Genomic DNA, 13,064 nt, shown 5'->3' on the forward strand with positions numbered 1-13,064 from the left:
ATGGAACAGAACCGGCCCATCACCCTTCTCGTCTGCGCCCTGGGCGGCGAAGGCGGCGGCGTACTCACCGAATGGCTGGTCGACATTGCCCGCCACGCCGGCTATGCCGCGCAGAGCACGTCGATTCCCGGCGTGGCGCAGCGCACCGGCGCCACCACCTACTACATCGAAGTGTTTCCGCTGCCGCTCGCGCAGCTCGCCGGCAGGCGGCCGGTGTTCAGCCTGAGCCCGGTGCCGGGTGCGCTCGACGCCATCGTGTCGTCGGAACTGCTCGAGACCGCGCGCCAGATCGGCAACGGCATGAGCGCGCCGCTGCGCACGCTGGTCATCAGCTCTTCGGCCCGCATCTTCACCACGGCCGAAGGCATGCAGCCCGGCGACGGCCGCGCAGACGCGCAGCACCTGCTCGACATCGTCAAGGCCTTCAGCCGCGAGCACCATGTGTTCGACATGAACGCCGTGGCGCGCGAGGCCGGCACGGTGGTCAGCGCCGTGATGCTCGGTGCCATTGCGGGCAGCGGCCTGCTCCCTTTCCCGCGCGAAGCGTATGAGCACGTGGTGCGCGGCGGCGACACCAGCGCGCCCGACAAACTGAACAAGATGGCCGCGGCCAGCCTGCGCGGCTTTGCAGCCGCCTTCAAGGCGGTGAGCGCGCCGCGCGCGCAGGCCGCCTTTGTCAGCAGCGTGATGGCCGGCGACACGGCCGACGCACCGCCACTGGCCCGCGCGTTGCCCGACGACGTGGCGCGGCGCTTTCCGCCGGCGGTGCACGACATGCTCGCGCTCGGCCATGCGCGCGTGCTCGACTACCAGGACGCCGCCTACGCCGGGCTCTACGCAGCACGGCTGGCCAGGGTGCTCGATGCCGAGCGCGCTGCCGACCCTTCCGGCGCGCAGGGCTTTGCCATTACTCGCGAGGCCGCGCGCTGGCTCGCGCTGTGGATGGCCTTCGACGACATCGTTCGCGTGGCCGCGCTCAAGGGCCGGGCGAGCCGTGCGCAGCGCGTGCGGCAGGAAGTGCGCGCCTCGGATGAAGACATCGTGAAGGTCTACGACCACTTCAAGCCTGGCGCGCCCGAGTTCGCCGCGCTGCTGCCGCCTGGCCTTGCGCGCCGCGTGACCGCATGGGACCGCGCCCGCCAGTCGCGTGGCCGCGAGCCTTGGGCGCTGCCGCTGAAGGTGGGCAGTCACTCGGTGTTCGGCATGGCGTCGCTGCGGCTCCTGTCTTCGCTCAAGTGGCTGCGCCGGCGCGGACAGCGCTTCGGCGAGGAGCAGGCGCTGATCGAACGCTGGCTTGCGGCCGTGGAAACCGGCATGCGCGAAGCCTGGGCACTGGGCCGGGAAGTGGCCCTCTGCGGACGGCTCATCAAAGGCTACGGCAGCACCAACGAGCGAGGCAAGCACAACCTGCTGCACGTGATCGACGAACTCGCGAGCCGTGCGACCTTGCCCGCAATGAAGCGCGCCGAGGCGATTGCCGCGGCGCGCGAGGCGGCCCTGGCAGACGAAGGCGGCAAGGCGCTCGACGCCGCCCTCGTGCGCCATGGCGCCGCACCGCGGCCGGTGCAGGCCCAGCCCATCCGCTGGATGAAGCGTCCACCTTCCACCACCGCCTGATTTTCCAATTTCATAACAACCAAGGAGACACGACACCATGACCCATACAACCCTTCGCTGGCGCCGCCGCCTTCTGTTCACCGCCGCATGCGCGCTCCTGGCCTGCACGCATGCCCAGGCGCAACCCGGCGCATGGCCCGCCAAGCCGATCAAGGTGGTCGTCAACTTTCCGCCGGGCGGCGCGGCGGACCAGATCGCGCGCGCAATTTCACAGCCGCTGCAGGAATCGCTGAAGCAGCCCGTGGTCATCGAAAACCGCGCGGGGGCCAACGGCAACGTCGGTGGCGAGTCGGTGGCGCGCGCGCCGGCCGACGGCTACACGCTGCTCATGAGTTCGGGGGGCATGGTGTCCGTCAACCCGCACCTGTATTCGCGCATGAGTTTCGACCCCGCGAAGGACCTGGTGCCGGTGGCCGCAGCCGCGCGCGTGCTTGTCTTTTTGGTGGTCAAGCCTTCGTTGCCGCCCACCAATGTGCGCGAGTTCATTTCGTACCTCAAGGCCAACCCGGGCAAGCTCTCGTTCGGCTCGCCGGGCAATGGCAGCTCGCCGCACTTGGCGGGCGAAATGTTCAAGAGCCAGGCCGGCGTCTTTGCGCTCCATGTGCCCTACCGCGGTGCGGCGCCCGCGCTGCAGGACCTGCTTGCGGGCCAGATCGACTATGCGTTCGATCCAGGCATCGGCCTGCAGCAGGTGCGCGCCGGCAAGCTCCGGCTGCTGGCGGTGGGCAGCCCGCACCGCTCGCCGCAGTTTCCTGATGTGCCCACGCTGGACGAGGCAGGATTGCGCGGCTTCGATGCCGACACGGTGTTCGGCTTTTATGCGCCGGCGGGCACGCCGCCGGAAGTGGTGGCGCAGCTCAACACGCAGATCAACCGCGCGCTCGCGCTGCCGGCCGTGAAGGAGCGCATTGCCGCGCTGGGCGGCGAAGCGCTGCCGGGGTCGCCGGCCGATTTCCAGCAGCGCGCCGCGGCCGATTCGCAGCGCTTCGGCGCGCTGATCCGCGACCGGAAGATCGTTGCCGACTGAGCACCGCGACAATGAACAGATGAGCAGCAGCAAAGAAATCACCTACACCGCGCGCGTCGAGTTCGGCGACTGCGATCCGGCCGGCATTGTCTGGTTTCCCAACTTCTTCCGCTGGATCGATGCGGCCTCGCGCCACTTCTTTGCGGAATGCGGCGTGCCGCGCTGGGAAGAAACCACCAAGACGCTGGGCGTGATCGGCACGCCGCTGGTCGACACGCACACGCGCTTCGTCAAGGCGGCGAGCTACGGCGACACGCTGCACATTGCGGTGCGCGTTGGCGAGTGGCGCGACAAGAGCTTTGTGCAGACCTACCGCGTCACGCGCGGCGACGATCTGATTCTCGAGTGCGAGGAGGTGCGCATCTTTGCGGCCAGGCGCGAGGGCGGCGGCATCCGCGCCGTGCCAATTCCGCCGGTAATTCGTGCGTTGTGCGAATAGGTGCGCCGCGCCGCCGGGCGGTGAAGCGCCTGCTCTTACTCTCTCTTACTTAGAATGGCCGGATGAACCGGCACCTCCTTTTTCCGCTCGCCTTGCTTGTTATTACCGGCTGCTCCTCGCCTCCCAACGAGGTGACGCCGTTTCGCGACGGCGCGCTGCGTGCCCCTACCTACGTGCAGGCCTCCGACTACTGCAGCGCGCGGAATGCAACGCCCAAGTGGCTCGGCAGGGCACCCGCCGAGTCGGGCGTGCTGTTCCAGTGCATCGCGAACTGAAGCCAGCAGGCCGCTCCCGCACGTTCGGAGCCACCGCGCTGGCAGCGCGGAATATGCCGCCAAGGGTTGACGCACCTCATGACGCAGTGCAACAATCGAGAGATCTTCACTTCGGAGCCTCGTGCGTGGACAGTGCCAGTTGGATCAGTGACAAGACGCGTGCCTCGGCAGGCGTGACACATCCGGCCCTCTAGCGCAGGCTCCCTTGCGCTGCGGCCGCCGTGCATGCAGCGTGACCCGTTCGCCAATCAGGCCAGCGGTTCTCCCCTTCCGAATCCCGCCGTTCTGCGTCACTGACTTTTTCAGTCAGCTTGCGTGCGTCCGTGCGCGGGGCCCTTCATCGCGAAGGAGCCTTGCCATGCGTCAATTCCAATCTCGTCAGCAGCACCAGCGGCCGGTGCAGGACACCGTTCGCCCATCGGCGCACGTGCCTGCGCGCGAAGCAGCCACCAAACAGGACCTCGACAACGAGATGCTGGACCGCGCCGCCGCGCTCTGGACCACGCGGCGCATCCGCAGCTTCTTCCTGCTGCTGGAGCACCCCTCCCGCACCACGCAACGCTGAAGCGCTGCACCGCACGGCTCGGCACGCACGAAACAAGGAGGCCTTCCATGGACCCCGCTTCTCATTGGCGCCCCTGCGCGCCACCCCTGTTCCGACCCATCGATAACAACAGTTTGCAGCGCATCGCGCCGCAGGGGATTCCCACGCCTGATTGACGCGGGAGGTTCTTCCCTTCGCGGCCGGCGCCGCGAAGGAAAAAAGAATGAAGAACGTCCTGAAGTCCGTTTTCGAGAGCTTCCTGCGCAGCCGCCGCATGCTGCATCACTTCGAGCGCTGGCAAACCATGCTGGGCTCGAAACCCGTCGGCATCGCCTCCGCCGCCATGCCGCCGGACATTGCGAAGGCGCTGGCCGCCGCATCGCACGCCGATGCTGGCGAATTGCTCGCAACGCTCGGCAGTTCGCCCCAGGGCCTGGGCGAAGACCAGGCACAGGCGCTGCGCAAGCGCCTTGGCGGCAACGAGGTGCGCCACGAGCAGCCGCTTTCGTGGTGGACGCACCTGTGGCAGTGCTACCGCAATCCGTTCAACCTGCTGCTCACGGTGCTGGCGCTCGTTTCGTACGTGACCGAGGACATGAAGGCCGCGCTCGTGATCGGCAGCATGGTGGGGCTGTCGACGGTGCTGCGCTTTCTGCAGGAGTCGCGCTCCAACAAGGCGGCCGAGCGGCTCAAGGCGATGGTGAGCAACACCGCCACGGTGCTGCGGCCGGCCCCCGGCGCCGCGAGCGCGCCGCGCGTCGAAGTGCCGATGCGCGACCTTGTGCCCGGCGACGTGATCGCGCTTTCGGCCGGCGACATGATTCCGGCCGACTGCCGCCTGCTGGGCGCCAAGGACCTGTTCATCAGCCAGTCCGCACTGACGGGCGAAGCCATGCCGGTCGAGAAATTCCCCACCATCGACCGAGGCGGCCGCGAAGCCGGCGTGCTCGAACGCGAAAATCTTCTGTTCATGGGGACCAGCGTGATCAGCGGCACCGCCATCGCGCTGATCGTGCACACCGGCAACCGCACCTTCTTCGGTGCACTCGCACAGCGCGTGGCCGCCGCCGACCAAGGCACGAGCGCGTTCCAGGCCGGCATCAACCGCGTGAGCTGGGTGCTGATCCGCTTCATGCTGGTGATGGCGCCGCTGGTGCTGGTGATCAACGGCGTGTCCAAAGGCGACTGGTGGGAGGCGGCGCTGTTCGCGCTGTCGATTGCCGTCGGCCTCACGCCCGAGATGCTGCCCATGATCGTGACCGCCACGCTCGCCAAGGGCGCGGTGGTGATGTCGCGCCAGAAGGTGATCGTGAAGCGGCTGGAAGCCATTCACAACTTTGGCGCAATGGACGTGCTGTGCACCGACAAGACCGGCACGCTGACGCAGGACCGCATCGTGCTGGAGCGCCACACCAACGCTTGGGGCGAGGCGTCGAACCATGTGCTTCAGCTGGCCTACCTGAACAGTTTTCACCAGACGGGGCTCAAGAACCTGCTCGACAAGGCCGTGCTGAACCACGCCGAGATGCAGCCCGAAACGCGGCTGCAGACGGCCTGGCGCAAGATCGACGAAGTGCCGTTCGACTTCTCGCGCCGCCGCATGTCGGTGGTGGTGGAGAACGGCGGCAGCGAGCACCTGCTGATCTGCAAGGGTGCGCTGGAAGAGATTCTTTCGGTGTGCACCGCGGTCGAGCGCGGCGCGGAAGTGCTGGCGCTCGACGGTGATTTGCTGGCGAGCATCCACCGTGTGGCGTCTGAGCTGAACGCGCAAGGCCTGCGCGTGGTGGCCGTTGCCAGCCGCGCGCTGAAAGCCGACGCCCGGAAGCCCGCCTACGGCGTGGCCGATGAATCAGGGCTGACGCTGCTGGGGTACGTCGCTTTCCTGGATCCGCCGAAGGAATCGACCGCGCCCGCGCTGCGGGCCTTGGCCGAGCATGGCGTGGCGGTGAAGGTGCTCACGGGCGACAACGAGCTGGTGGCGCGCAAGGTTTGCGGCGACGTGGGCATCGAGGCCGGCCATGTGGTGCTCGGCCGCGAGATCGAGGCGCTGGACGACGCGGGGTTGCGCACGCTGGTCGAGCAGCACCAGGTGTTCGCCAAGCTCACGCCGGCGCACAAGGAGCGCATCGTGCACGCGCTGCACGCCAACGGACACGTGGTCGGCTTCATGGGGGACGGCATCAACGATGCGCCGGCACTGCGTGCGGCGGACATCGGCATTTCGGTGGACGGCGCGGTGGACGTGGCCAAGGAGTCGGCGGACATCATCCTGCTGGAGAAGAGCCTGATGGTGCTGGAGCAGGGCGTGATCGAGGGGCGCCGCACGTTCGCCAACATGCTCAAGTACATCAAGCTCACGGCAAGCTCGAATTTCGGCAACGTGTTCTCGGTGCTGGTGGCAAGCGCGTTCCTGCCGTTCTTGCCGATGCTGCCGCTGCACCTTTTGGTGCAGAACCTGCTGTACGACGTGTCGCAGATTGCGATTCCGTTCGACAACGTCGACCCCGAGTTCCTGCGCAAGCCGCAAAGCTGGAACCCGGCCGACCTGGGCCGGTTCATGGTGTTCTTCGGGCCGCTGAGTTCGGTGTTCGACATCCTGACTTACGCAGTGATGTGGTTCGTGTTCTCGGCCAACACGGCGGGGCACCAGACGTTGTTCCAGTCGGGTTGGTTCGTCGAAGGCCTGTTGTCGCAGACGCTGATCGTGCACTTGATCCGCACGCGGAAGATCCCGTTCCTGCAGAGCCGCGCCGCCTGGCCGCTGCTGGCTATGGGGGCCGCCATTGCCGCGGCGGGAATCTGGCTGCCGATGGGACGGTTTGCGCACTACTTCAGGCTGCAGGCGCTTCCACTGGCTTACTTCCCGTGGCTGGCGGCGATGCTGGCTGGGTATGCGACGTTGACGCAGACGGTCAAGGGTTGGTATGCGCGGCGGTATGGGTGGCAGTGATTTTTTGCGCTTGTTCCGGGTGCTGCTGTTCGGGGCGGGTGCAAAGGCCACCGGGTACTCCCCTCCGCGAATGTTCCCCGGGGCTGCGCCCCTCCTCCTTTATTTCGCTGCGGGGAGCACCCGATGCCCTGTGCACTGGGACACGCTGCTGGTGCAACGCTGATCAACGACCATCGCTCATAACGCTCCCGTCGATGGGGTGCCTTGCGCAGCGAAATAAAGGAGGAGGCCGCAGGCCGGGGGACATTCGCGGAGAAAGGTACCCCGTCGGCGGGTGCGCCGCCCTGAACTGAACAACGACAGCACAAAAAAAAGCGGCACCGCCGAAGCGATGCCGCCTTTCCCAAAGAACCCAGGCGATCTGAGCGAACCGCTCAGATGCTCATGATCGAAACAGCCTTGGTGTTCAGGTAAGCCTCGAGCGCCTCGGGGCCGCCTTCGGAGCCGTAGCCCGAATCCTTCACGCCGCCGAACGGCATTTCCGGCGAAGGTGCGGCCGGCTGGTTGATCCACAGCATGCCGAGCTCGAGCTTCTGGCTCAAGAGATGCGCGTTCTTGATCGACTTGGTGAAGGCATAGCCTGCCAGGCCGAACGGCAGGCGGTTGGCTTCTGCGATGGCTTCTTCGAGCGTGTCGAAACCGCGAATGGCCGCGATGGGACCGAAGGGCTCGTTGTTGAACACGTCGGCATCGAGCGGCACGTCGGTCAGCACGGTGGGCGCGAAGAAGTTGCCCGTGTCGCCAACGCGTTCGCCGCCGGCCGCAATGGTTGCGCCCTTTTTGCGCGCATCGTCCAGCACATGGGCCATGGCCGTGAGGCGGCGTGCGTTGGCGAGCGGGCCGAGGGTCGTGCCTTCGGCCAGCCCGTCGCCGAGCTTCAGGCCTTCGGTGTACTTGACCAGCGTGCGGGCGAATTCTTCGCGCAGGCTGTTGTGCACCAGGAAGCGGGTGGGCGAAATGCAGACCTGGCCCGCATTGCGGAACTTGGCGGCGCCTGCGGCCTTGACGGCCAGGGCCACGTCGGCGTCTTCAGCGACGATGACCGGTGCGTGGCCGCCCAGTTCCATGGTGACGCGCTTCATGTGCGCGCCGGCCAGCGCGGCCAACTGCTTGCCGACCGGCGTGGAGCCCGTGAAGGTGACCTTGCGGATGATCGGGTGCGAGATCAGGTAGTTCGAAATTTCAGCCGGGTTGCCGAACACCAGGCCCACGGTGCCGGGCGGAATGCCGGCATCGACAAAGGCTTGCAGCAGCGCGGCGGGCGATGCGGGGGTTTCCTCAGGCGCCTTCACCAGGAACGAGCAGCCGGTGGCTAGCGCGGCGCCGAGCTTGCGCACGATCTGGTTGATGGGGAAGTTCCAGGGCGTGAAGGCGGCGACGGGGCCCAGCGGCTCCTTGATCACCAGCTGCTGCGCGGCCAGGTTGCGCGAGGGCACGATGCGGCCGTAGACGCGGCGGCCTTCGTCGGCAAACCACTCGATGATGTCGGCGGCTGCCAGGGTTTCGCCCTTGGCTTCGGCGAGCGGCTTGCCCTGTTCCTGCGTGAGCAGCTTGGCAATTTCGGGGGCACGTTCGCGGATCAGGCCGGCGGCGCGGCGCATGACGGCGGCGCGCTCGTTGGCGGGCGTGTTGCGCCATTTTTCAAAGCCGCGCTGGGCGGCGGCCAGTGCGCGGTCGAGGTCGGCAATGCTGGCATGCGCCACCTTGCCGATGGCCTTGCCGGTAGCGGGGTTCACGACGTCCAGCGTCTTGCCGCCGGCGGCGTCGACCCATTCGTTGTCGATCAGCAGGCGGGTGTCGGTGTAGGTGGCGGTCATGGCGAACTTTTCCTTCGGGGACTGGATGATGATGAAAAGGGGAAAATCTGGGTTGCGCGGCGCGGCACCCGGAAGGTGCGCTGGCGACAGCGGCGGCAATTTGCCGCCGGGTGCATAGATTAACCCGAGTTCGCGAAGCCCGCAGGCGCCGGAAAACCGGCCCTTTTTGCCTCTACAGGATCAGCAGCGCGCGGAAGTCGTTGACGTTGGTGTTCGTGGGCCCGGTCACGAACAAATCCCCGATCGCGTCGAAATAGCCGTACGCGTCGTTGCGGTCGAGGTGGTCCGACAGCTTGCGGCCGGCGGCGGCGGCGCGCGCCAGCGTGTCGGGCGCAACGAAGGCGCCGGCGTTGTCTTCCACGCCGTCGATGCCGTCGGTGTCCGCCGCCAGCGCCCACACCTGCGGCTGGCCCATGAGCGCGCCGGCCAGGCCCATGCAAAGCTCGCCGGCACGCCCGCCCCTGCCCTTGGCCTGCCCGGGCTGTCGCGGCCGGATGGTCACGGTGGTTTCGCCGCCCGACAGAATGACGCACGGCCGTGCAAAGGGCTGGCCGCGATTCGCCACGGCACGTGCCAGCGCGGCGTGCATCTTGCCGACCTCGCGCGATTCGCCTTCGATTTCGTCGCTGAGGATGTGCGCCTCGATACCGGCCTCGCGTGCCGCCTTGGCCGCGGCTTCAAGCGACTGCTGCGGCGTGGCGATCATGTGGACCTCATGGCCCTTGAACACCGCGTCGCCCGGCTTCGGGGTTTCGAGCGCGCCGCTCTCGAGCTGCGCGCGCACCGGCGCCGGCACTTCGATGCCGTAGCGATCGAGGATGGCCAACGCATCGGCGCAGGTGGTGGCGTCCGGAACGGTAGGGCCGCTCGCAATGACGGCCGCATCGTCGCCGGGCACGTCGCTGATGGTGAGCGTGACCACGCGCGCCGGCGCGCAGGCCGCGGCCAGCCGGCCGCCCTTGATGCGCGAGAGGTGCTTGCGCACGCAGTTCATTTCGCCGATGTGGGCGCCGCTGTCGAGCAGTTGCTTGTTGATGCGCTGCTTGTCTTCCAGCGTCAGGCCTTCGGCCGGCAGCACCAGCAGCGACGAACCGCCGCCCGAGATCAGGCACAGCACCAGGTCATCCGCCGTGAGGCCCTGGGTCAGCGCGAGGATGCGTTCGGCCGCCTGCCGGCCCGCCGCATCGGGCACCGGGTGCGCCGCCTCAACGAGCTCGATGCGCGAGGGCACGCCTTCGGGCCGCGGCGGAATGTGGTCGTAGCGCGTGACGACCAGGCCCGACAGCGGCGCGTCGGCCGGCCACAGTGCTTCGAGCGCCTGCACCATCGAGCCTCCCGCCTTGCCCGCGCCGAGCACCAGCGTGCGGCCCTTGGGCGGCTTCGGCAGATGCGCGCCCAGGGTGGACAAGGGCAATGCGCGGTCGACCGCCACGCGGTAGAGATGTTCGAGGAAGGCGCGCGGTGCTTCGTGCGGGTCGGGGGTGGGGCCGAAAGAAGGGCTCGATGCGGTCATGGCTTGCTTTGTCTCCATCCGGCGATTGTGCGGCGAACGGCGGCCCGCTCTCTTGACCGCGGTCTATCTCTTCTGTCTCTCTGCCTAGTTCGTCTTGGCGCCGGCCTGGAACCACCGGCCGACCAGCGCGCGCTCTTCGTCCGTCATGCCGGTTGCGTTGTTCATCGGCATGATCTTGGTGACCACCACCTGCTGGTAGATGGCCTGGGCATGCGCCGCCACCTGGTCGGGCGTGTCGACACGCACGTTCTTCATTTGCGTGGCCGCGCCGTGGCACATGAAGCAGCGCTGCTCGAGCACCTTCTGCACGTCCTTGAACGCCACGGCGGGCGCTGCTGCGGCAGCCGCGGGCGCCGCGGCCGGTTCCGGCTTCATCCAAACGATGGTGAGCCCGAGCACCACGATGCCGATGAGCGCATAGGGCAGCGGGTTGCCCGCGTTGCCGAGCTTGAAACGGTGCCGCACCACGAAGAACTGGCGAATGGCCGCGCCGCCCAGCATGATGAGCAGCAGCACGATCCAGTTGTACTTGTGCGTGTAGGTAAAGCTGTAGTGGTTGCTCAGCATGGCAAACAGCACCGGCAGCGTGAAGTAGGTGTTGTGCACGCTGCGCTGCTTGCCGCGCTGACCGTGCACCGGATCGACCGGCCGGCCTTCGCGCAGCGCCTGCACGTTCTTGCGCTGGCCCGGAATGATCCAGAAGAAGACGTTGCCGCTCATCGTGGTGGCCATCATGGCGCCCACCAGCAGGAAAGCCGCGCGGCCCGCGAACCACTGGCAGGCGAGCCAGGTGGCGAAGACGATGAAGATGGCGATCAGCACGCCGACGATGGTGTCGCCGTTCTTGCGGCGGCCGAAGATCTGGCAGATGCCGTCGTACACCATCCAGAACACGACGAAGAAGGCCAGCGCCACGCCGATGGCCGCGCCGGGCTGCCAGTCCATCTTGCTCTTGTCGATCAGGTACGTGCTGGCGTTCCACAGGTACGACATGGTGAAGAGAGCAAAGCCCGTGATCCATGTGCTGTAGCTCTCCCAGTACGACCAGTGCAGATGGTCCGGCAGCTTCTTGGGCGCCAGCGCGTACTTCTGCATGTTGTAGAAGCCCCCGCCGTGCACGGCCCACTGCTCGCCGCCCACGCCCTTGTCCAGTGACTCGGGGTCTTGCGGCTTTTCGACGCTGTTGTCCAGCATCACGAAGTAGAAGGAGGCACCGATCCAGGCGATGGCGGTGATGACGTGGACCCAGCGCAGCAGCAGGTTGGCCCAGTCGAGGTAATAGCTTTCCATGTATGTGGTGCTCTCTCTCAACCCCTTGGGCGCGTGGGGGCGCCGCAAAGGGGTTTCTTCAGCCTGCTCACCACTGCGGGCGCTGTAAGCAGAGAAAGTGCCGCGAACGCAGGCTCCATGAAATGGGCCTCGCTCCGCTGCGGCTTGTTGTGGACCGAAAGTGTATACAGTTTTGGCAAGTGGCGGGCTGCTTTTTTTGAAGGCGTTGCCGCCGGGAAAACCCTGTTCAACCCAGCGATTGCAACAACTGTGCCGCCACCGCCACGGCAATCACCTCCGGCTCCTTGCCGGTGATGCCGGGCACGCCGATCGGGCAGGTGATGCGCGCCAGTTCGTCGGGTGTGAAGCCCCGCGCCTCGAGCCGATGGCTGAAGGTGGCCCACTTGGTCTTGCTGCCGATCAGGCCGATGTAAGGCAGGTCGCCGCGCTCGCGCAGGCGCTTGAGGCAGGCGATGACGATGTCCAGGTCTTCGGCATGGCTGAAGCTCATGATCAGCACGCGGCTGCCCGGCGCGAGCGCGGCCACGGCGTCTTGCACGGGCTCGGAGTGCTCGGTGTCGATCTGCGCCGGCAGCGCCTCGGGGAACACGCCGTCGCGGCTGTCGATCCAGCGCACGGTAAACGGCAGGCTGGCCAGCAGCCGCGCGAGCGCCGCGCCCACGTGGCCGCCGCCGAACAGCGCCACGGGCTTGAGCTGCGCGACCAGCTCTCGCTGCAGCGCCGGCGCATCGGCGGCCGTGATGCGGCGGTACGAGAGAAACACCACGCCGCCACAGCACTGGCCCAGGCTCGGGCCGAGCGGGTAGCGCTCGATGCCGTCGATGGCGCGCCGACCCGCGAGCAATTCGCGCGCTTCCTGCGTGGCCTGGAACTCGAGCTGACCGCCGCCGATGGTGCCCGTGAGCCCTTGGGCCCACACCGCCATCCAGGTGCCGGCCTCGCGCGGCGCCGATCCCTGTGTGGATTCGACGCGCACCAGCACCGCGTCTTCGTGCGCAAGCCGCGCCAGCAGCTGATCGACCATGCCGTTCATTTCCGATACCTTCGGTTGCGGGGTTGCACGAGACTCACGGTATAAACCCGGCGATGAATCGTCAGCTTACGCCGCGCCGCCTTGCCTTGGCGGCATCCGTTCTTTCTTGCGCCCTCTGGCTTGCCGGCTGCGGGAGCACCGGCACTGTTCCGGGCCAACTGAGCGACTCCAAGACCGAGCGAGGCGGGGCCGGCGCCGCACCGCGCGCATCGAATGCGGCCACCGCGCGCGAGTACCGCCGTGACGCCGCGCGCCACATCTACGAAGCCAACAGGTCGCGCATCTACAGCGGGCAGCTGCCGCCCCTGCTGTACGCCGTCGGCACGCTGCAGGTCAACCTCGATGCCGGCGGAAAGGTGGTGTCCCTGCATTGGATGCGCGCGCCCAAGCATGCGCCCGAGGTCATCGCCGAGATCGAACGCTTCGTGCTGCAGGCCGCGCCCTTCCCTGCGGCCACGCGCCTGGGTGCGGTCACCTGGACCGACACCTGGCTGTGGGACAAGAGCGGGCGTTTTCAGCTCGACACGCTCACCGAAGGCCAGCAACAAGGCGACTGACC

At 67.3% G+C, this 13,064-nt stretch carries 11 protein-coding genes; 7 read left to right on the top strand and 4 right to left on the bottom strand.

The genetic code is table 11. From position 1 onward, the window contains the following. From GOQ09_RS19735 to mgtA, 6 genes are all read left to right on the top strand, one after another. Positions 1-1,617, top strand: coding sequence for an indolepyruvate oxidoreductase subunit beta family protein (locus GOQ09_RS19735; RefSeq protein ID WP_157615069.1), 1,617 nt, complete (start codon positions 1-3; stop codon positions 1,615-1,617). Positions 1,618-1,654: 37 nt separating this feature from the next. Then, positions 1,655-2,644 carry a Bug family tripartite tricarboxylate transporter substrate binding protein gene (locus GOQ09_RS19740; protein WP_157615070.1) on the top strand — a complete coding sequence of 330 codons (990 nt, stop codon included), beginning with the start codon at positions 1,655-1,657 and terminating at the stop codon, positions 2,642-2,644. A gap of 19 nt (positions 2,645-2,663) precedes the next feature. Then, positions 2,664-3,083: an acyl-CoA thioesterase gene (locus GOQ09_RS19745; RefSeq protein WP_157615071.1), complete on the top strand. Its 420-nt coding sequence runs from the start codon at positions 2,664-2,666 to the stop codon at positions 3,081-3,083. 62 nt (positions 3,084-3,145) lie between these two features. Next, complete coding sequence (locus GOQ09_RS19750; RefSeq protein ID WP_157615072.1) at positions 3,146-3,358, top strand: hypothetical protein; 213 nt, start codon at positions 3,146-3,148, stop codon at positions 3,356-3,358. A 358-nt stretch (positions 3,359-3,716) separates the two neighbouring features. Then, positions 3,717-3,923 carry a hypothetical protein gene (locus GOQ09_RS19755; RefSeq protein WP_157615073.1) on the top strand — a complete coding sequence of 69 codons (207 nt, stop codon included), beginning with the start codon at positions 3,717-3,719 and terminating at the stop codon, positions 3,921-3,923. A 202-nt stretch (positions 3,924-4,125) separates the two neighbouring features. Next, complete coding sequence (gene mgtA, locus GOQ09_RS19760) at positions 4,126-6,852, top strand: magnesium-translocating P-type ATPase (RefSeq protein WP_157615074.1); 2,727 nt, start codon at positions 4,126-4,128, stop codon at positions 6,850-6,852. A gap of 374 nt (positions 6,853-7,226) precedes the next feature. Here the strand turns inward: mgtA and GOQ09_RS19765 are convergent, their stop codons facing one another. The 4 genes from GOQ09_RS19765 to xdhC form a co-directional block, all read right to left on the bottom strand. Continuing rightward, positions 7,227-8,669: an NAD-dependent succinate-semialdehyde dehydrogenase gene (locus GOQ09_RS19765; protein WP_157615075.1), complete on the bottom strand. Its 1,443-nt coding sequence runs from the start codon at positions 8,667-8,669 to the stop codon at positions 7,227-7,229. Positions 8,670-8,841: 172 nt separating this feature from the next. Then, positions 8,842-10,182, bottom strand: a complete 1,341-nt coding sequence (locus GOQ09_RS19770) for a glycerate kinase type-2 family protein (RefSeq protein WP_157615076.1) — start codon at positions 10,180-10,182, stop codon at positions 8,842-8,844. Positions 10,183-10,266: 84 nt separating this feature from the next. After that, complete coding sequence (locus tag GOQ09_RS19775) at positions 10,267-11,472, bottom strand: urate hydroxylase PuuD (protein ID WP_157615077.1); 1,206 nt, start codon at positions 11,470-11,472, stop codon at positions 10,267-10,269. Between the two features lie 226 nt (positions 11,473-11,698). Continuing rightward, complete coding sequence (gene xdhC, locus GOQ09_RS19780; RefSeq protein WP_157615078.1) at positions 11,699-12,505, bottom strand: xanthine dehydrogenase accessory protein XdhC; 807 nt, start codon at positions 12,503-12,505, stop codon at positions 11,699-11,701. A 53-nt stretch (positions 12,506-12,558) separates the two neighbouring features. Here xdhC and GOQ09_RS19785 point away from each other — a divergent pair, with 53 nt between their 5' ends. Further along, positions 12,559-13,062: a hypothetical protein gene (locus tag GOQ09_RS19785; RefSeq protein WP_207309871.1), complete on the top strand. Its 504-nt coding sequence runs from the start codon at positions 12,559-12,561 to the stop codon at positions 13,060-13,062. Positions 13,063-13,064: the final 2 nt, after the last annotated feature.

The organism is Variovorax paradoxus (assembly GCF_009755665.1).
Taxonomy (GTDB): Bacteria; Pseudomonadota; Gammaproteobacteria; order Burkholderiales; family Burkholderiaceae_C; genus Variovorax; species Variovorax paradoxus_G.

Excerpts from the sequence above, each read along its gene's own strand:
- GOQ09_RS19735 (WP_157615069.1), top strand. The coding sequence starts at position 1 with ATGGAACAGAACCGGCCCATCACCCTTCTCGTCTGCGCCCTGGGCGGC.
- GOQ09_RS19740 (WP_157615070.1), top strand. The coding sequence starts at position 1,655 with ATGACCCATACAACCCTTCGCTGGCGCCGCCGCCTTCTGTTCACCGCC.
- GOQ09_RS19745 (WP_157615071.1), top strand. The coding sequence starts at position 2,664 with ATGAGCAGCAGCAAAGAAATCACCTACACCGCGCGCGTCGAGTTCGGC.
- GOQ09_RS19750 (WP_157615072.1), top strand. The coding sequence starts at position 3,146 with ATGAACCGGCACCTCCTTTTTCCGCTCGCCTTGCTTGTTATTACCGGC.
- GOQ09_RS19755 (WP_157615073.1), top strand. The coding sequence starts at position 3,717 with ATGCGTCAATTCCAATCTCGTCAGCAGCACCAGCGGCCGGTGCAGGAC.
- mgtA (WP_157615074.1), top strand. The coding sequence starts at position 4,126 with ATGAAGAACGTCCTGAAGTCCGTTTTCGAGAGCTTCCTGCGCAGCCGC.
- GOQ09_RS19765 (WP_157615075.1), bottom strand. The coding sequence starts at position 8,669 with ATGACCGCCACCTACACCGACACCCGCCTGCTGATCGACAACGAATGG.
- GOQ09_RS19770 (WP_157615076.1), bottom strand. The coding sequence starts at position 10,182 with ATGACCGCATCGAGCCCTTCTTTCGGCCCCACCCCCGACCCGCACGAA.
- GOQ09_RS19775 (WP_157615077.1), bottom strand. The coding sequence starts at position 11,472 with ATGGAAAGCTATTACCTCGACTGGGCCAACCTGCTGCTGCGCTGGGTC.
- xdhC (WP_157615078.1), bottom strand. The coding sequence starts at position 12,505 with ATGAACGGCATGGTCGATCAGCTGCTGGCGCGGCTTGCGCACGAAGAC.
- GOQ09_RS19785 (WP_207309871.1), top strand. The coding sequence starts at position 12,559 with ATGAATCGTCAGCTTACGCCGCGCCGCCTTGCCTTGGCGGCATCCGTT.